This is a genomic window from Sphingomonas sp. R86520 (genome assembly GCF_042466285.1).
GTDB lineage: Bacteria > Pseudomonadota > Alphaproteobacteria > Sphingomonadales > Sphingomonadaceae > Sphingomonas.
The window spans coordinates 3,127,991-3,145,112 of record NZ_JAXHBZ010000001.1 but is presented as its reverse complement, the minus strand read 5'-3'; the positions used below and the strand labels follow the sequence as shown (position 1 = coordinate 3,145,112).

At 62.7% G+C, this 17,122-nt stretch carries 18 protein-coding genes; 11 read left to right on the top strand and 7 right to left on the bottom strand.

Annotated features, from left to right (window positions below; translation table 11 throughout):
• Positions 1-34 precede the first annotated feature (34 nt).
• Entirely contained in the window at positions 35-751 is a 717-nt protein-coding gene (locus tag SJY41_RS14390; RefSeq protein ID WP_380782820.1) for a nitroreductase, read from the top strand.
• 67 nt (positions 752-818) lie between these two features.
• A complete protein-coding gene (locus SJY41_RS14385) occupies positions 819-1,562 on the top strand; it encodes an NADPH-dependent F420 reductase (RefSeq protein ID WP_380782818.1) in 744 nt (247 codons plus the stop codon).
• Here SJY41_RS14385 and SJY41_RS14380 read toward each other — a convergent pair.
• Positions 1,543-2,481: a LysR family transcriptional regulator gene (locus SJY41_RS14380; RefSeq protein ID WP_380782816.1), complete on the bottom strand. Its 939-nt coding sequence runs from the start codon at positions 2,479-2,481 to the stop codon at positions 1,543-1,545. The two genes, SJY41_RS14385 and SJY41_RS14380, sit on opposite strands and share 20 nt — an antisense overlap.
• A 164-nt stretch (positions 2,482-2,645) precedes the next feature.
• On the opposite strand from SJY41_RS14380, the gene dctA reads away from it, so the two are divergent.
• The 3 genes from dctA (at position 2,646) to SJY41_RS14365 (ending at position 6,753) form a co-directional block, all read left to right on the top strand.
• Positions 2,646-3,962: a C4-dicarboxylate transporter DctA gene (dctA, locus tag SJY41_RS14375; RefSeq protein WP_380782815.1), complete on the top strand. Its 1,317-nt coding sequence runs from the start codon at positions 2,646-2,648 to the stop codon at positions 3,960-3,962.
• Positions 3,963-3,995: 33 nt separating this feature from the next.
• Positions 3,996-5,159: a mandelate racemase/muconate lactonizing enzyme family protein gene (locus SJY41_RS14370; RefSeq protein ID WP_380782813.1), complete on the top strand. Its 1,164-nt coding sequence runs from the start codon at positions 3,996-3,998 to the stop codon at positions 5,157-5,159.
• 94 nt (positions 5,160-5,253) lie between these two features.
• The gene (locus SJY41_RS14365; protein ID WP_380782811.1) at positions 5,254-6,753 is read left to right on the top strand and encodes an alginate export family protein; all 1,500 of its coding nucleotides are present in this window, start codon (positions 5,254-5,256) and stop codon (positions 6,751-6,753) included.
• 462 nt (positions 6,754-7,215) lie between these two features.
• Here SJY41_RS14365 and dinB read toward each other — a convergent pair whose 3' ends face one another.
• Positions 7,216-8,328 (bottom strand): DNA polymerase IV, encoded by a 1,113-nt coding sequence (dinB, locus tag SJY41_RS14360; RefSeq protein ID WP_380782809.1) that lies wholly within the window; start codon positions 8,326-8,328, stop codon positions 7,216-7,218.
• A gap of 103 nt (positions 8,329-8,431) precedes the next feature.
• Here dinB and SJY41_RS14355 point away from each other — a divergent pair, with 103 nt between their 5' ends.
• Entirely contained in the window at positions 8,432-8,725 is a 294-nt protein-coding gene (locus SJY41_RS14355) for a DUF6582 domain-containing protein (protein WP_380782807.1), read from the top strand.
• 31 nt (positions 8,726-8,756) lie between these two features.
• Here SJY41_RS14355 and SJY41_RS14350 read toward each other — a convergent pair whose 3' ends face one another.
• Positions 8,757-9,275, bottom strand: a complete 519-nt coding sequence (locus SJY41_RS14350) for an SOS response-associated peptidase family protein (RefSeq protein WP_380782805.1) — start codon at positions 9,273-9,275, stop codon at positions 8,757-8,759.
• A 51-nt stretch (positions 9,276-9,326) separates the two neighbouring features.
• Here SJY41_RS14350 and SJY41_RS14345 point away from each other — a divergent pair, with 51 nt between their 5' ends.
• Both SJY41_RS14345 and SJY41_RS14340 read left to right on the top strand, forming a co-directional pair.
• Positions 9,327-9,914, top strand: coding sequence for an SOS response-associated peptidase (locus tag SJY41_RS14345; protein WP_380782803.1), 588 nt, complete (start codon positions 9,327-9,329; stop codon positions 9,912-9,914).
• Between the two features lie 39 nt (positions 9,915-9,953).
• Positions 9,954-10,355, top strand: coding sequence for a DUF1622 domain-containing protein (locus SJY41_RS14340; RefSeq protein WP_133032448.1), 402 nt, complete (start codon positions 9,954-9,956; stop codon positions 10,353-10,355).
• Between the two features lie 46 nt (positions 10,356-10,401).
• On the opposite strand, the gene SJY41_RS14335 is transcribed toward SJY41_RS14340, so the two are convergent.
• Both SJY41_RS14335 and SJY41_RS14330 read right to left on the bottom strand, forming a co-directional pair.
• Positions 10,402-10,761, bottom strand: a complete 360-nt coding sequence (locus SJY41_RS14335; RefSeq protein ID WP_380782801.1) for a hypothetical protein — start codon at positions 10,759-10,761, stop codon at positions 10,402-10,404.
• Positions 10,762-11,084: 323 nt separating this feature from the next.
• The gene (locus tag SJY41_RS14330) at positions 11,085-11,462 is read right to left on the bottom strand and encodes a winged helix-turn-helix transcriptional regulator (RefSeq protein ID WP_380782799.1); all 378 of its coding nucleotides are present in this window, start codon (positions 11,460-11,462) and stop codon (positions 11,085-11,087) included.
• A gap of 90 nt (positions 11,463-11,552) precedes the next feature.
• Here SJY41_RS14330 and SJY41_RS14325 point away from each other — a divergent pair, with 90 nt between their 5' ends.
• Positions 11,553-12,164, top strand: coding sequence for an FMN-dependent NADH-azoreductase (locus SJY41_RS14325; RefSeq protein ID WP_380782797.1), 612 nt, complete (start codon positions 11,553-11,555; stop codon positions 12,162-12,164).
• Between the two features lie 168 nt (positions 12,165-12,332).
• Here the strand turns inward: SJY41_RS14325 and SJY41_RS14320 are convergent, their stop codons facing one another.
• On the bottom strand, positions 12,333-13,670 hold the full coding sequence (locus tag SJY41_RS14320; RefSeq protein ID WP_380782795.1) for an MFS transporter: 1,338 nt from the start codon (positions 13,668-13,670) through the stop codon (positions 12,333-12,335).
• A gap of 333 nt (positions 13,671-14,003) precedes the next feature.
• Between SJY41_RS14320 and SJY41_RS14315 the strand changes: the two genes are divergently transcribed.
• The gene (locus SJY41_RS14315) at positions 14,004-15,008 is read left to right on the top strand and encodes a hypothetical protein (RefSeq protein ID WP_380782793.1); all 1,005 of its coding nucleotides are present in this window, start codon (positions 14,004-14,006) and stop codon (positions 15,006-15,008) included.
• An 86-nt stretch (positions 15,009-15,094) separates the two neighbouring features.
• On the opposite strand, the gene SJY41_RS14310 is transcribed toward SJY41_RS14315, so the two are convergent.
• Positions 15,095-16,009, bottom strand: a complete 915-nt coding sequence (locus SJY41_RS14310) for a LysR family transcriptional regulator (protein WP_380782791.1) — start codon at positions 16,007-16,009, stop codon at positions 15,095-15,097.
• A 97-nt stretch (positions 16,010-16,106) separates the two neighbouring features.
• Between SJY41_RS14310 and SJY41_RS14305 the strand changes: the two genes are divergently transcribed.
• Entirely contained in the window at positions 16,107-17,102 is a 996-nt protein-coding gene (locus tag SJY41_RS14305; RefSeq protein WP_380782789.1) for a zinc-dependent alcohol dehydrogenase family protein, read from the top strand.
• The last annotated feature ends 20 nt before the right edge of the window (positions 17,103-17,122 follow it).

Here is a 17,122-nt window from a genome sequence, read left to right as displayed (position 1 = left end):
CGGCTCCGTTCCATCAAAATCAACGAGGTACCCCGTGACCAATACGCTAAGCGCTTCCGACAACGGCACATCGCCGGACGGCACGCTGTCCTTCCAGGAGACGGCACGCACGCGTCGCTCCTATCGCGGGTTTCTCGACAAGGTCGTTCCCGACGACGTTCTCGACGCAGTTCTGCAGGACGCGCAGTGTGCCCCGTCGAACTGCAATACGCAGCCTTGGGACGTGCATATCGTCCGTGGCGCGAAACTGGCCGAGCTTTCGCGGATACTGCATGAGAAGAACGATGCGGCGGACTTTTCGCCCGATTTCTCGTTCGACATGGGCGCCTTCTATGGCTGCTACGGCGAGCGCAAGAACGCGCAGGGCAAGGCCTATTACGAGGCGATGAACGTCATGCGCGAGGACAAGGAGGGGCGGCGTCATGCGGCCGCGCTCAACCTTTCGTTCTTCGGCGCACCGCAGGTCGCGCTGCTGTTCATGCCGTCCTTTGGTGACAACGTGCGAACAGCCGGCGACATCGGCATGTATGGCCAGACATTCCTGCTGTCGCTCGCGGCCAGAGGGTTGGGCGGTATCCCACAGACGTCACTAGGTTTCTACGCAGGTACGATCCGTGAGGTTCTCGGCATCCCCGCGAAGATGAAGATGCTGTTCGGCATGTCGTTCGGCTATCCCGACGAAGCGGCGCCGGGAAACCGGATGCGGATGGACCGCGTACCAGTCGCCGACAGCGTCCATTTCCACGATTAACTGACCGCGATTGCCAAGGCGTCGCTGTCACGCCAGCTAAGCTCACATACCATTGGGAAGGATCACCATGAAGATCGGCATTATCGGCGCGGGAAACATTGGCGCTACGCTTGCGCGGAAATTCGTCGCGGCGGGACACACGGTGAAGCTCGCTGGGTCGAAAGGGCCGGAAGCCGTTCGCGATAAGGCAGCGGAGGTCGGCGCTGTCCCGGTCGTTGCCAAGGACGCGGTCAAGGATGTCGCTGTGATCATCCTTTCGATCCCGTTTGCGAAGATACCCGATGTCGCCGGTGTTTTTGTCGATGTACCCGCCGACACGGTCGTGATCGACACGTCCAACTATTATCCGATGCGCGACGGCAACATCGCAGACGTCGACGGCGGCAAGCCGGAGAGCGTCTGGGTCAGCGAGCACCTCGGCCGGCCGGTGGTAAAGGCGTTCAACGCAGTTCTCGCCGAGACGCTGGCGAATGGCGGTACGCCTAGCGGAACGGCTCATCGGATTGCCATTCCCGTTGCGGCCGATGATGCTCATGCCATGGCTGTGGCGCGCGGTCTGGTGGACGAGACAGGTTTCGATGCGCTGGATGCTGGCGACCTTGCGCACTCCTGGCACCAGCAACCAGGAACGCCCGCCTATTGCACCGAACTGACTTTGCCCGAGCTTCAGGTCGTATTGTCTGCTGCGGACAAGGCAAGGGCGCCGGTCGATCGCGACGTTTTGATCAAGGGGTTTATGGAGACGAAGACTCCGCTCAGCCACAAGCAGATCGTAGCCCGAAACCGTGAGGTCACTGCGGCTCAGGGATGATGTGGGAGAGGGGGGCGGTGCAGCCCCCCTTCGAACCGGCAGGTTCGCAGGCTGATGCCCACAGCGCCTCGGATACCTTCGACAACGATATAGCCGGCCGTACGAGAGCGATCGCGATCTTCGTCGAATATATGTCATCGGCAGCCAGCACGACCTTGCCCGATCCGAGCGCCGACTGCGCCAGCGAGAGCGGCGCCCAGGCAACACCGCGCCCGTCGATCGCCATCGATAGCAGCGCGGCTGCAAGCCGCGATTGCAGCACCATTTCGAGGCGGGGGGCGAGGCTACGGGCCTCCCAATCCGCCTTCAGGATTCCGCCCAGGCCGGATTCTGAACTGTAGGCCAGGTACGGCACCTCGGGGGAGTCCAGTGTCCATCGTGGCGCGCCGGTATCGTCGGGCTGGCACAGCGGCACGAGCAGATCCTCGTCCACCTCGACGCGGAGGAAATCCGGCGTGTCGAGCGACGTCGGCAGGAGCGGATGATGATGCGAGAGCAGGAAGGAGGCTTCCCCGCGCTGCATTATGCGCTCGCAAGCCTGCATGCTGTCGGACTTCAGGTTGATCGGCTCGTGCGGCGCGTGCTCGACGATCCAGTGCGGGAAGAACGTGAACGATAGAGCGTGGGTCGCGGCGACGGTGAGGACCGACGCCGCCTGATCCACGACTTCCAGCGCTGCGGCACGTGCGCGATACAGGTCGCGTACCGATACCTGGATATAACCCCGGAACATTTCGCCGGCAGGGCTGAGCGTGGTGCCCGCCGTCGTGCGCGTGAACAAGGCAGCGCCGACCCATTGCTCCAGCGATCGGATTCGCCGGCCGAAAGCGGGCTGCGTGATGTTGCGACGCTGTGCCGCGCGCGAGAAATTACGCTCTTCGGCTAGCGTAAGGAAGTCTTCCAGCCAATCCAGTTGCACGGCTCGTCCTAACTTGCGGTCCAAACCTCAGACCGCGAAATACGTATATGCCGATCGAGCATAACCCGCAACCACATCAGCATTTGATCGCGATGGCTACAGCGTCGAGAACGCTCGCAGAAAAATAAGAAAAGTCGTTTTAGCGAGAGAGCCGGAGAGAAGCCATGGTGCGACGCCTTCTAGGCCAGTTATATATCCAGGTACTGATCGGCATCGCCATCGGTGCACTCATCGGGGTTGTGTTCCCCGACATAGCCGTCTCGCTTCAGCCGCTTGCCGGCGCGTTCATCAAGCTCATCAAGATGCTGCTCGCGCCGATCATCTTCGGCACCGTGGTGCTTGGCATCGCGAAGATGGGCAACGTGAAGGAGGTCGGGCGCATCGGCGTGCGCGCGCTGATCTATTTCGAGATCGTCTCGACGCTCGCGCTGGTGATCGGCCTGGTAGTCGTCAACGTGATGAAGCCGGGCGTGGGGATGAACATCGACGTCTCGACGCTCGACGCCAGCGGCATCGCCAAATACCAGCCGACAGCCGGCGAGCAGCACGGCGTTGTCGATTTCTTCCTGAACATCATCCCGAAGACGATGGCGGATGCCTTCGCACAGGGCGCCATGCTGCAGATCATCCTGATCGCCGTGCTGATTGGCTATGCGCTGGTCTCGATCGGCAAGCGGGGCGAGCCGCTGATGGCGGTGATCGAATCCCTGCTGCAGACGCTGTTCCGCATCGTCGGCATGGTCATGAAGCTGGCGCCGATCGGCGCTGGTGCCGGTGTTGCGTACACCATCGGCAGGCACGGCCTCGGCTCGCTCTGGGGCCTCGGTCACCTGATGCTGGCGGTGTATCTCACTTCGATCATCTTCGTCGTGTTCGTGATCGGCAGCGTCGCGCGCTGGGCCGGTTTTCCGCTCCTGCAATTCTTCCGGTACTTCAAGGACGAGCTTCTCGTCACTTTTGCCACCTGCTCGACGGAAGCCGTGCTGCCGCGGATGATGACGAAGCTGGAGCGCCTCGGCGTCGCCAAGCCGGTCGTCGGTCTGGTGCTGCCGACCGGCTATACGTTCAACGCCGACGGCACGTGCATCTACCTGACCATGGCAGCGATCTTCATCGCGCAGGCGACCAACACACCGCTGACGTTGTGGCACCAGATCGTCATCCTCGGGGTGTTGCTGCTGACCTCGAAGGGATCGGCGGGCGTGGCGGGCGGTGGCTTCGTCACGCTGGCGGCAACCTTGTCGACCTTTCCCGACATCCCGGCAGCGGGGCTCGTCCTGCTCCTCGGCGTCGACCGTTTCATGAACGAAGCGCGCGCCGTCACCAATCTCATCGGCAACGGTGTCGCCACGATCGCGATCGCGAAATGGGAGGGCGCGCTCGATGCCGAGACGGTGCGGACCGTGATCGCGGAGCAGAAGGGCGAGGTGCCACGCAGCATCACCCTTCATCCCGCCGGCCCCACCGAAACCCATTCCTGACCACCCACAATCATCGATCCAAAAGGAGCAATCATGCGTATTATCGACGTCTGCGAGATCACCCAGCCGATCTCGTCCCCCATCCGCAACGCCTATATCGACTTCAGCAAGATGACCGCGAGCCTGGTCGCGGTCGTCACCGACGTCGTTCGCGACGGCAAGCGCATCGTCGGCTACGGGTTCAATTCCAACGGTCGCTATGGCCAAGGCGGACTGATCCGCGAGCGCTTCCGCGACCGGATCCTGGAGGCTGCACCAGACAGCCTGCTCGACGACACGCGCGACAATCTCGATCCGACCAAGATCTGGGCGGCGATGATGACCAACGAGAAGCCCGGCGGCCACGGCGAGCGCTCGGTCGCGGTCGGGACGCTCGACATGGCGATCTGGGATGCCGCCGCCAAGATCGAGGGCAAGCCGCTGTTCCGCCTGCTGGCCGAGCGCCACGACCGCGAGGCGAACCCACGCGTGTTCGTCTACGCGGCGGGTGGGTATTATTACCCCGGCAAGGACAACGGCGCGCTGTGCGCCGAGATGCGCGGTTATCTGGATCGCGGCTACAACGTCGTGAAAATGAAGATTGGTGGCGCTTCGATCGAGGAAGACCGTGGCCGCATCGAAGCCGTCCTGAAGGAGATCGGTTCGGAAGCGCAGCTCGCGGTCGATGCCAATGGCCGCTTCGATCTGGAGACCGGTATCGCCTACGCCAAGATGCTGCGTGAATACCCGTTGTTCTGGTACGAGGAGATCGGCGATCCGCTCGACTACTCGTTGCAGGCGGCGATCTCCGAATATTATCCCGGGCCTATGGCAACCGGCGAGAATTTGTTCTCGCATCAGGACGCCCGCAACCTGCTGCGTCATGGTGGTATGCGCCCGGATCGCGACTGGCTGCAGTTCGACTGCGCGCTGTCCTACGGGCTGGTCGAGTATCTGCGGACGCTGGAGGTGCTGAAGCAGTTCGGCTGGTCGCCATCGCGGTGCATTCCGCACGGCGGTCACCAGATGTCGCTCAACATCGCAGCCGGCCTCGGGCTTGGCGGCAATGAGAGTTATCCGGACTTGTTCCAACCTTATGGTGGGTTCCCGGACGGCGTGAAGGTGATCGACGGCCACATCACGATGCCGGAACTTCCCGGCATCGGCTTCGAGGGCAAGTCCGACCTCATCAAGGTGATGCGCGAACTCGCGGAATGACGTGGGCTCGGCAGGGCGGCACGACTCCGCCCTGCCGATCTTCCAGCAGACATATGACCGGCTTGGCATTGACCGGTCGGCGGAGAGGTACGGCATGAACCGGCTATCGCTACTGCAGGGCTGCGGCCTTGCGATCGTAGGCTTGAGCGCCACGCACCACGCTTCCGCACAGGAGCAGCCTCCGTCTCAGGTCGAGGCGCAGAACACGCAGGTGCCGGCGACACCGGTCGCCACCCCATATCCTGACGCAGCTGCCGGCGACGGCAATACGCAGCAAGGCTACAATCCACTGCGTTGGGCTGAAGATTGGCGCAGCATGCGCGATCCAGCCAAGCGCGACGACGTCTTCGACCGTTTGAAATTCATCCCGATTGGTTCAGACGACGTGTACCTGACCCTGTCGGGCGAACTGCGCACGCGCGTAAACTACTTCTCCAACCCGCAAGGCCGCAAGTCCGAGCATCAACGCCAGGACAGCTACCGCATCTTCCTCGCCGCCGACCTCCATCTGGGCGAACATTTTCGTGCGTACGGCGAACTCGCGCGCGGGCCGATGGATGGCAGGAACATCGGTTCGCCCTCGGGCACGTTGTCGAACAAGCTGCTCGTCCAGCAGGCGTTCGTCGATGGCACGTGGCAAGTCGGCCAGACCGATGTGGGCGCGCGTGTCGGCCGACAGGTCTTCATAGATGGCTCGAACCTGCTGCTCGCGAACCGCGACAACAACACGGTGCAGACCAGCCTGACCGGTGTGCGGGCATGGGCACGCGGATCGACGCTGCGCGCCGACGTGTTCGACCTCTACTACACGACCTACGGCAATGACGGCATCGGTGATGACCCCATCGATTGGGGACGTCGCTTCACCGGGGTTACCGCGGGCATCGTGCTTCCCAAGCATTTGTTCGGCGGTTCAAAGCTCTATTTCGATCCGTTCGTCTGGCGTCTCCGCAACAGGGCGGTTGTATGGGGGGCCGAGACGGAACGCGAAGAGCGGACTTATGTCGGCGCGCATCTATGGGGTGAGGCGGGACCGGTCACGATCGACTGGACCGCCAATCATCAGGGCGGCAGCTATGGCGGCCGGGATCTCGATGCATGGCAAGTACTCCTGGCTGGAACGTACCGGCTGGGCAAAGCGAACACGGCTCCCCGGCTCGGTCTGCACTTCGACTATGCAACGGGTGGCGGCGCCAACGGAAAGGGGAAGCTGAGAAACGCGTTCGCACCCTACGGCAACAATATCTACTACAGCTATCAGGGTTATCTGACCCCGACCAACCTGGTCGCCATCGCGCCCAGCCTGACCGTCACGCCGGCCAAGGCAATTCGTGTGACTGGCGAGTACCAGTTCACTTGGCGTGAGACGACGAGCGATGCCGTCTACCGATCGAACGGGACCCCCTTTGCGGGCACGGCTGGCGCTGGTGGTCGACGCACTGTCGACGTCGCACGGCTGCAAACGATCTGGACCGTCAGTCCGCGGTTGTCATTGACCGGCCGTCTTGAGCACGCTTTTGCCAAAAACGGCCTGACCGCGGCGGGATACCGGGACTCGTCCTACGCCGCCTTATGGGCAAGTTTTCGATTTTGAGACGGTTCGGGACGCGCGTCTCACCGCTCCCTTCTATAACACTTTAACGAATGTCGACGTTGTGGGCGGGGAAGGGTTGTCTGAGTGTTCACAACAGGATCTTATCGGAGTTAATCTTTCGATAGCAGAAGTCGACCGGATTTGTTTATTCAGCGTCAGCGATGCGAGCATCGGCTACTGCTGAAATCGGCGCTCGGATTGCACAAGTCAGCCAATCCGCTTTTCGACCGAACTTAGAATGTTCATCAATTTTGCGCATCTTACCAAAAAACAGCATTCGCAAGCAAAGTATTATCGGGACGTAATATGGATGGCGTTTCCGCCAATAAGCGTAATATTCATAGAGGGCAACCTGCCTAACAATTGAATAGTTAATCCAAGGAGGGCCGGCTGCGCTTCACTTTGGCCAGTAGCGAGGCATATTCTTTTACAATTACTGTATAATGCGCGTAACCTCCACATCTAATCAGAAATCAGCACGGAGGCCGCAATCGGGGCCGCATCGAACAGTTCGAGTGCGTTTGATGACGCGCCGGTCTCGAAGTTCGAGACGGTCACGCCGACAAGCCGGATCGGCCTGGTAGTGGGAAGGACCGACCGGACGAGCTCTAGGCTGACGGACTGAAGCTCGCCGTCCGAGGTGATCGCGGTCGGGCGGCTGCGGCTGCGGGTGATCTGCTGGAAGTCCGCGTACTTCACCTTTACGGTCACGGTCCGCCCGAAGGCCCGCCGGTTCGCGCACCAGGACCAGACGTCCTCAGCCATCCGGAGCACGCCGGCCTCGATGTCTGAGTCGGATGTCAGGTCCTCGCGGAAAGTGGTTTCCGAGCCGGACGATTTTCGCACGCGGTTGGGATTGACGGACCGGTGGTCCTCGCCGCGCGCGATCGCGTGGTACCAGTTGGCCGAGCTGCCGAAGTGCTGCTGAAGGAAGGCGAGCGACTTTGCGCGCAGGTCGGCGCCCGTCTCGATGCCAAGCCGCTTCATCTTGTCCGCGGTGACCGGGCCGACGCCGTGGAAGCGCGAGACCGGCAGCGTCTCGACCCAGGCCGCACCCATGTCGGGGGTGACCGCGAATTGACCGTTCGGCTTGCGGTGATCGGATGCCAGCTTGGCCAGGAACTTGTTGTATGAGATGCCGGCCGACGCCGTGAGCCCGGTCTCTTCCAGGATGCGGGCCCGGATCGCCTTTGCCGTGAGCCAGGCCGTCGGCAGCTCGCGGCGATTGGCGGTCACGTCGAGATAGGCCTCGTCGAGCGAGAGCGGCTGGATCAGATCGGTGAACTCCGCGAAGATAGCATGGATCTGCGCCGAGACGGCGCGATACACCTCGAAGCGGGGCGGGACGAAGACCAGCTCGGGGCAGCGCCTCATGGCGGTGACGGAGGGCAGGGCGGACCGGACTCCGAACTTGCGTGCTTCGTAGCTTGCGGCTGCGACCACGCCGCGCGACGCGCCGTGACCCACGGCCACCGGCCTGCCCCTGAGCGAGGGATCGTCACGCTGTTCCACGGACGCGAAGAAGGCGTCCATGTCGACGTGTATCACCTTCCTGATGGCTGGTTCGACGATCATGCGGCGAGAGTAGCATATGTCGAACATAGTGAGAACACCGACTCGGTCCGGCGTGTCCGGAAATGGAGTTTGAACCAATTGCCGAAGATCCAAAGGCGCCCCGGTGATCCACTACGTCTCTCGTGCGTTTGGTCTCCGCAACGCGATGGAGATGGTGATGGCCGAGTTGAGCCCGAAGGACCGCAAGAAGCTGGACAAGGGATCGTTCGCCTTTCCCGAGCAGGAGAAGGAGCCTCTCGAGAACGCCAGCCACGTCCGGAACGCCATCGCCCGATTCAATCAGGTGAAGGACGTCACGGATGACGAGCGCGATGCGGCGTGGAAGCGCATTGAAGCCGCTGCGAAGAAGTTCGACGTGGAGGTGAGCGAGAAGGGCTGGCGTGAGATCGGCAAGTGATCGGATGTAGTCGACGATCGACGCTGCGGCTCTAGAAGGGGAGCGTTGCCTGTCCGCCGGCGCCGATCTGCTTCACGCGAAAGGTCCGATCAGACGGCATCGCTAGCAGTTCTACTTCGGGCACCGTGAAGTCGAGCCACTGCATCACCTGTCCGCGCAGGATGATGGCTCCCTGTCGGTCCTGATAACGCGCGACCTCGCGGTTCGCTTGAACGGTAACGATCCTGTAGCCGACTGGGCATCCAGTCATAACGGTCTCCCAGACGCCGGCGAGGTAGAAGAAGTCCCCGCCGATGAGGGTGACACGGTAGCGCTTGCCACCGGCCGTGATTTGAAATTCTGAGGCCGCGATGAGGCATCGGCGGTTTGGGAATGACCTCCCTTCCGACCGGACGAAGCGATTTGGGCCGCTGGCGCCGAACCGGGGGGCGGATCCCCATGCCGCCTCGATCAGTTCGATCTCTTGATTATCGTCGGGGTTTCGCCGGATTATGGCGCGGCGATCGCCGAGCGGCGCGTCCGAATTGAAGGGCGTGGGCTTCCGGTCCATGGTCGAAAGCTAGGGGTATGATCGGAACCTACAAGAAGGGGCGTTTCAACCGTGTGCAACGACTACCGTTTGGAAGTGGACATTGCCTCGATCGCCGAGGACTTTTCTGATCTAAAGATCAGGATCGAATTCTCCGAAGGCGTTCCCAACGTCGAGGCGCGTGCTGACATCAAGATCACCGACCCCGCTGTCATCGTGCGCACCGCTGCCGGCCGCGGGGTGGGGGACCTGGTGCAGCGGCGTTGGAGCTGGCCTGGTCCGACCGGCAAGCCGGTGTACAATTTCCGCTCGGATGGCCGCGAATTCACCAGCGGCCGTTGCCTGATCGTCGCCGACGGGTTCTACGAATTCACGAAGCCCAGCGACCCGAAGAAGAAGGTCAAGGACAAGTGGCTTTTCACCAAGCGCGATGAACCGATCTTCTGCATTGCGGGTATCTGGCGCAGTACGCCTGAGGTGGGGGAGGCGTTCACGATGCTGACGATGCCACCCGGACCGGACATCGCACCGTACCATGATCGTCAGATAGTGGTCCTGGATCGCAGCCAGTGGGCCGACTGGCTGGACCCGACCGTGCCGGCTGCCGACATCATCCGCACCCTGCCGGCTGGAACGCTCAACGTCGTTCAGGTCGGCTAGGCTCTGTACGCCGCTGCGGTGCGGAACGGGAGTATCCAATTGAACACCGAAGTCGCCCACGCCTTCGTCGATCATCTCGCCAAGCTCCTTGAGCTGGTCGGCGTCGTGATCATCATATGCGGCGTCGTTCTTGCGGCCGTCCTTTTCATACGATCAGGGTTTCGAGGTGGTGATTGGCAAGCCGCCTACCAGGCTTGCCGGTCCAACCTTGGGCGGGGCATCCTCCTCGGGCTGGAGCTGCTGGTTGGCGCCGACATCATCTCGACGATCACTGCACCGCTCACGTTCCAGAGCGTCGCCCTCCTCGGTGGCATCGTCATGATCCGCACCTTCCTCAGCTTCTCGCTCGAGACCGAGATCGAGGGTTGCTGGCCTTGGCAGCGCTCCGGCCGCGATCGTGGCGACCGGGACCGACGTTCACCACCAGCGGACACGACCTGACCCGCCAAATCAATCACGCGACAGTCAAAGTCAGCTTCGCAAAGCGCTATTTGCCGTTGAAAACGCGTTTCGCGTCGAACACGGCATCGGCGGCTTTGCCCCCGACGCGATCGACATCCTTGTTGAACTGCGCGACGATGCGAGGCGCCGTCAACCCGTTCAACCCCTTGCGCACGAGCCGGTTATACTCCTGACGGCTATCTGCCTTGGCGAAGGTTCGGGCTTTGAATTCCGAGAGGGCGGCCTCGAACTTCAGGCGGTCCTTCGGGCCCAGATCGGCCTTGGCGGCGCCTAACGTTCGATCGAACGCCTCCGCGCTAGTACCGTCGATGACGGTCGGCTCATCACGGCCGAAATTGCAGGCCGATACGAGCAGGCAGACGTAAAGCAGGAACGACCGTCGCATGTGGTAACCCTTCGATGCAGAGTCCATCGCTCTCACCCCATTCCGCCTACTTGGTCCAGACCGAACTTGGCTAAGACTGTCGATGCGGCATGGATTGGGTCCTCCAGACCGACGGAGCGAGGGGGTTCTACGCAAGCGAATTTCCGCTCAAGCTCGTGTTTGATGGAAGGGCTGCAGGGCTTCAGATGATGAACGGACGTTCGCAGCTGGGGAGGGGGGAAGGCACTCCAAACGGCCACAAGTGGTCGGTGGCACGAGAATGCATAGCAACATCGTCGATCCAATGCGGTCTCCGACAAGAGGCCGGAGACACACGTTCGTGGTTACGGGACGCCCTTCGCCTCGTCGAAACCCAACCGGTTGCCCTCGATCTCCGCGATATGGGCGCCGGCCCAGTAGCCGAGCTCGCGGATCGGGCCGGCCAGCGATCGTCCAAGATCCGTGAGGGCGTACTCGACCTGGGGCGGTACCGTCGGGTGGACGGTACGCGACACCATACCGTCGCGTTCGAGAGCGCGCAGCGTCCGCGCGAGCATCTGTTGGCTGATGCCGCCGATCGTTCGCTTGATGTCGTTGAACCGACGCGATCGGTCGTTCAGAGTCATCACGATCATCACCGTCCACTTGTCGCCGATCAGGCTCAGGACGCTGCTGAACCGGCGGCATTCGCCGTGGATCGGTTCCGGGGCAGTCAGCTCCATGTGACCAGGTCCTTCCAATATGCCTTGTTGGCGAAGCGGTTTGGGTCACATAGCTGGTGCAGGTCACAATTCCAGACCGGAGACGCCCCAATGAGGATCCTGCACGTCGACGCCAGCGCGAGCGACACCGAAACCTCGCATACACGCCGCCTTTCCAGCGAACTTGTCGAGCGCCTCATAGCGGCGAACCCCCGTGCAACGGTCGTGTACCGCGATGTCGCCACCAATCAGCTTCCTCACGTCGACATGACGATCCGGCAGGCATGGACGCCCGAGAATAGCACCGACCCGAAACTTGCCGGTACGATCAACCGAGCCAAGGAGCTGGTCGACGAGCTCAAGGAAGCTGACGTGGTGGTGGTCGGTTCGCCCATGTACAACTTCTCGGTACCCTCGACCCTGAAGGCGTGGATCGATCATGTCTCGATTGCGGGCCAGACCTTCAGCTACACGGCCGAGGGACCACAGGGGCTGCTGACCAGCAAGGTGTATCTCGTCCTGTCATCGGGCGGGATCTATTCACAAGGGCCGTTCGCCGCGAACGACTACCTTTCGACCTACCTTCAGGCGATCTTCCGCTTCCTCGGCGTCAAGGATGTCGAAGTGATCCGAGCGGAGGGTGTCGCTTACGGACCGGAGCAGGACCAAGCCGCCATGGCGAGCGCCGCCGACAGGATTGAGACGCTCACCGATACTGCCTGACTAGGATGTTGGACAACCACAGCCATCACCGCGGGCCGCGACCTTGAGCCATGAAGGGGAGATGTCCGCTGCCTAACCTAAGACTGCGATTAGCGCCGTTCTCACGAGCACTTTCGCCCCCGCGCGGCGCCATCGTCGCGGCGGGAGTTCGACATCCGGCCGTTCTTCTTACCCCGGGCGGTCGTCCCCGACTGGCGTCAAAGACCCCAACGTGACGAATGCGACGCAGCCGGAGGCAATGGCGAACAAGGCCGCAAGTATTGCCGCGTACCTGAACGTCTCGACGAGCGCGGTGCCGGTCTGGGCAATCACCGCTCCGGCAAGCGCCGTCGCGATCAACCCGCCAGTCCGCGCGATCGCGCTGTTGAAGCCGGAGGCGGTGCCCGTGTGCGACTGATCCACCGATGATAGTACTGCGGTGGTGAGCGGAGCCACGGCGCCCGCCATGCCGAGCGCGACGACGATCATCCCGGGCATCACGGTGGTCCAGTAGCTGCCGCTCGGATCGACGCGGACCAGCAGCAGGAAGCCGAGACCCGTGACGATCGGCCCGATAGTCAGCGGCCACCGCGGACCGATCCGCTCGGTCGTCCTCCCCATGAGCCGCGATGCCGCGCCGATGACCAGAGAGAAGGGTAGAAGTGCCAGGCCGGCCTGAAGCGGCGAGTAGCCGCCGCCGACGATCAGCAGGTACGGCAGGAGTACGAGCAGCCCGCCCAGCGCTCCGTAGAGCAGGAACGTCAGCAGCGTCAGACCGACGAACGGGCGCGACGCGAACATCGCGAGCGGCATCATCGCGTCGCTCCGCCGGCCGCGCTCGATCCACACGAACAGCGCCAGGAGGACTACACCGCCGACAAGTCCCGCCCATACCTCCGGCGACCCGGCGTGGGCGCTCGACCAAAGGGTTAGCGCCCAAGTGAGCGTGCCGAGCGCCAGCGTCGCGAGGACCGCGCCGGGAACGTCGAGCGGCTGCTCGCCTTCAGCGCTCTCCTCCACATAGCGCCACGCGATGATTATCGCGGCGAGCGCGACCGGCACGTTGATGATGAAGATCGCACGCCAGCCCGCCGCGCCAACGAGCCAGCCGCCGAGCGGTGGTCCCACCGCGCTGGCGATCGCGCCGGCGGACGCCCAGGTGCCGACCGCCCGACCTCTCGCCTCGCCCTTGAAGGAGGAACCGAGGATGCCGAGACTGTTGGGCATCAGCATGGCCGCGCCGACGCCTTGTGCGGCACGCGCGGCGAGAAGAAGGCGAAGATCGGGCGCAAGCGCGCAGAGGATGGATGCCACGGCGAATACGGCCGTGCCCAGAATCAGCATGCGTCGGCGACCGAAGTGGTCGCCCGCCGCGCCGCCTGCCAGCAGCAGTGCCGAGAGTGGCAGGAGATAGGCGTTGACGATCCATTGCAGCGACGCGGCGTCCCCGTGCAGGTCGCGCTCGATCGACGGCAGCGCGACGTTGGTGACCGAACCGTCGATGAAGGCCAGGCTGGACGCGAGCATGGTCGCCGCGAGGATCCAGCCTGATTTGTCAGGTGCCGCATCAGTGGTCGGCGAAATTCGACTTGGTTCTGGTGAAGTCACGTAAATCAAGAACCTCCGATAATGTTCGCCAATCTGATGTCGTATAGCGGCTGATCGCTGGGCGGTGTGGGCACGCATCCATTTGAACGGTGCTTCGCTTCCGCTCAATATAGATCACCGCGAGGTCGCACCGGCATAGTTTCGGTTTCGGAGCGCTAGGCGCCTGATCGAGCCAACTTGCCGCCGGCCAGTGTCATTCCCATGTCCGCGGTCCCAGGATTTCACGTACCTGGCCGCGGCCGGAGAATATTGTTGGACGAAATCGATTGGGACAACCTGCCAAAGAGCACGACGCCCGCCGGGCTGAACGTCCGCGTCATCGGTTTCGACAACATGGAAGCCGCGACGCAACTTGGACAGGCCGTCGCCGAGGCCGTGGCATTGTTCGGGTCTTTCATCGATTTGACGACCATCGATGGCATCACAGTGGGCTTCGACTACGACGACGCCCTTGCGTCGGTGGATCAGGGCATGGCCGGTCTACCCCCGCTCGATCGGACGAACACCGACGAGCTCACCGGCGTCGCGAAGGCGTGTCGCGTCGTACGCGATGGCGTCGTGAAGACCCATCTGGTCTTCGGCGCAGAGCAGCTTGTGCCGCTGATCGCCGGTGATGCCCTCACGCCGGCTGATCGCGAATTCTCCATCGGTCTGATCGCGCACGAGTGCGGACATGTCGAGGTGAACGCCATGAACGAGCGGTTCGTGCCGGATGCACGGCTTGGAGCGACGATCGCCGAGTACGACCGTGCCATCATGTTCCCTGCCGCCGTCGTCTTCTGGGACGAGTATGCCGTGTGCCGCCTCTCAGCACCATTCGCGAAGAGCCAGAACACGCTGCATGCCGACAGCATGGCGGCCGTCACGCCCGGTGCACGAGGTCGCAGCGATGCGCACATCCGTACACACCGGCTCCATCAGAACCATCTGCGGACGCTAGGAGAGACGGCAACGGAACTCGTGACACCGCTTAAGACGGTGTCATATCTTCTTGGTGGTATGGATGCTGACGGGGCTGGGTGGGAGGATTTCGCCGCTGTGCGCCGGATCATCGACGCGGCTGGCTACGGGGAGCTGGTCGACGACCTGCACCGTGCGCTGCGGCGGATGTGGGACACGCGGGATCAGTGGAATGAGGACGACGACATTCTCGCCCCTGTCGTCGAGATCATCCGCGAGACGCTTGCTTCGGGTGGCGTCAGCCTTTTCAAAGAGCCCGACGGCAGCTGGCACGCCCATTTTCTCTTTCCTGGCTGAAGTATCGTCGAAAGCAGGTCGACCAATACTCTGCGCTAACGCCGTATCTGCGACCAAATTATGCGAAACTGTGGGGGCCGAAACCGTCATCCGCGCTCGATCGCAGTCGGCGTCACTTCGGTCCCGTCACCCAAGCTCGTCACCAGGTGATCGATCAGGATGCGAAGCCGGACCGGCATATGGTCCCGGCTCGGATAGACCGCGTAGATCCCGACCTCGGGAGTCATCAGGCCCGGCAGAACCTGTTCCAGCGCGCCTTCGGACAGATCCTGGTCAACCAGCCAGTCCGCCAGAAGCGCGATACCGTGGCCGCGGATCGCCATGTGCCGCACCATCGCGCCCATGCTCGACGTGAATGCCGGCGACACGTGGACCGTCTCCCACTGACCGTGTTGCTCGATGCGCCACCGGTCGTTGCTTCCCAGGACGAGGCAGCGATGGGAAAGAAGATCGTCAGGCTTTTCGGGGCGACCGAACTGGTCGAGATACTGCGGCGAGGCACACAGGATCTGTCGCCCCTTCAGCAATCTGCGAGCTACCAGTCTCGAGTCCTCGAGATTGCCGTAGCGGATCGCGACATCGACCCCTTCGCTGATCAGATCGAGGACGCGGTCGGTAAGATCGACATCGATGGTGACCTTCGGATGGAGGCGGAGGAACGTGTCGAGGACAGGCCCGAGGAAGCGGTCGGCGAAAGTCGCCGAGGCGGTAAGCCGGAGGTGGCCGGAGACCTCGCTTGAGCCGCCAAGGAACCGATCCGCGTCATCCGCTCTGGCCACCAGCGCCCGCACCAGGGGAAGGAACTCTAGCGCGTCGGACGTCGGTCGCAGCGCGCGGGTGCTTCTGTGGAACAGACGTTTTCCGATCCCGTCCTCGAGCGCCATGAGCCGCTTGCTGGCAGCCGCGGCGGTCAGGCGGGACTGCGCGGCCGCAGCGGCGATCGAGCCCTGTTCCAGTATCGCCAGGAAGAGCCTCAGGTCGCTGATCGAGTTCAGCATCATTATCGCCGCATTGGAAGGAATGACATGCAAATTCGGAGTGATGGACGACGCTCGGTAATCATTAAATCAGTCCGGTAGCAACTGATTGGAACGAATTATGCGAGCGATAGTAATTCAGCGTCACGGCTCCACCGAAGTGTTCGAAGACACCGAGATAGCCGATCCGCAGCCTCGCCCGGGCTACGTCATCGTCGATGTGAAGGCGACGAGCGTCAATCCCGTCGACACCAAGATCCGCGAGGGATCGGAGGGCACCCAGGGACTGACCTTCCCCGCGATCCTGCATTTCGATGTCGCGGGTATCGTGCGATCGGTCGGCGCTGGCGTTACGAAGTTCCGGCCTGGTGACAAGGTCTATGGCAGCGCCGGCGGCGTCGTGGGGATCCCGGGTGCCCTCGCCGACCAGATGGAGGCGGATGCCGACCTGCTCGCCCTCATGCCATCGAGCCTGAGCTTCGGAGAAGCGGCGGCCGTGCCGCTTGTCGGGATAACGGCATGGGAGGCGTTGGTTGGCCGTGCTAGGATCACGCCGCGGTCCAACGTGCTCATCCAGGGCGGGACCGGCGGCGTCGGCCACATCGCCGTGCAGATCGCGCGGGCCATGGGAGCTCGGGTGACCGCGGCTGTTTCGACGCCGGAGAAGGGCGATGTCGCCCGCGGGCTCGGAGCCGAGGAGATCATCCTCTACCCCAGCGAAGCGCCGGAGGACGCGGTGCAGCGTATCACCGCGGGCGACGGCTTCGACATCGTCTTCGACACCGTCGGGGGCAGCTCCCTGCAGTCGGCGTTGAAGTTGGCCAGGATGAAGGGTCATGTCGTCACCATCATCGGTTACGACACCTACGATCTCACAGACATGCACTTCAAGGCGCTTCGGCTCGACCTCGTCTTCATGCCGATCCAGCTCATCCACAACGTCGACCGCCATGAACACGGAGAGATCCTGCGGCGTCTCGCCGAACTGATCGACGCACGCGCCGTCACCCCCCTGATCGACAGCCGGCACCCGTTCACGGTCGCAGGTGCGCGTTCGGCACATGAGCGTGTCGAGTCCGGCAAGGCGATCGGCAAGGTAGTGATCGAACGCGACTGAAGAGTCCGTTCGGCACCTGA

What these genes read in the sequence shown, in the direction of transcription:
- SJY41_RS14385 (WP_380782818.1), top strand. Translation starts at nt 819, where the DNA reads ATGAAGATCGGCATTATCGGCGCGGGAAACATTGGCGCTACGCTTGCG.
- dctA (WP_380782815.1), top strand. Translation starts at nt 2,646, where the DNA reads ATGGTGCGACGCCTTCTAGGCCAGTTATATATCCAGGTACTGATCGGC.
- SJY41_RS14370 (WP_380782813.1), top strand. Translation starts at nt 3,996, where the DNA reads ATGCGTATTATCGACGTCTGCGAGATCACCCAGCCGATCTCGTCCCCC.
- SJY41_RS14365 (WP_380782811.1), top strand. Translation starts at nt 5,254, where the DNA reads ATGAACCGGCTATCGCTACTGCAGGGCTGCGGCCTTGCGATCGTAGGC.
- dinB (WP_380782809.1), bottom strand. Translation starts at nt 8,328, where the DNA reads ATGATCGTCGAACCAGCCATCAGGAAGGTGATACACGTCGACATGGAC.
- SJY41_RS14350 (WP_380782805.1), bottom strand. Translation starts at nt 9,275, where the DNA reads ATGGACCGGAAGCCCACGCCCTTCAATTCGGACGCGCCGCTCGGCGAT.
- SJY41_RS14335 (WP_380782801.1), bottom strand. Translation starts at nt 10,761, where the DNA reads ATGCGACGGTCGTTCCTGCTTTACGTCTGCCTGCTCGTATCGGCCTGC.
- SJY41_RS14330 (WP_380782799.1), bottom strand. Translation starts at nt 11,462, where the DNA reads ATGGAGCTGACTGCCCCGGAACCGATCCACGGCGAATGCCGCCGGTTC.
- SJY41_RS14325 (WP_380782797.1), top strand. Translation starts at nt 11,553, where the DNA reads ATGAGGATCCTGCACGTCGACGCCAGCGCGAGCGACACCGAAACCTCG.
- SJY41_RS14320 (WP_380782795.1), bottom strand. Translation starts at nt 13,670, where the DNA reads ATGCTCGCGTCCAGCCTGGCCTTCATCGACGGTTCGGTCACCAACGTC.
- SJY41_RS14310 (WP_380782791.1), bottom strand. Translation starts at nt 16,009, where the DNA reads ATGATGCTGAACTCGATCAGCGACCTGAGGCTCTTCCTGGCGATACTG.
- SJY41_RS14305 (WP_380782789.1), top strand. Translation starts at nt 16,107, where the DNA reads ATGCGAGCGATAGTAATTCAGCGTCACGGCTCCACCGAAGTGTTCGAA.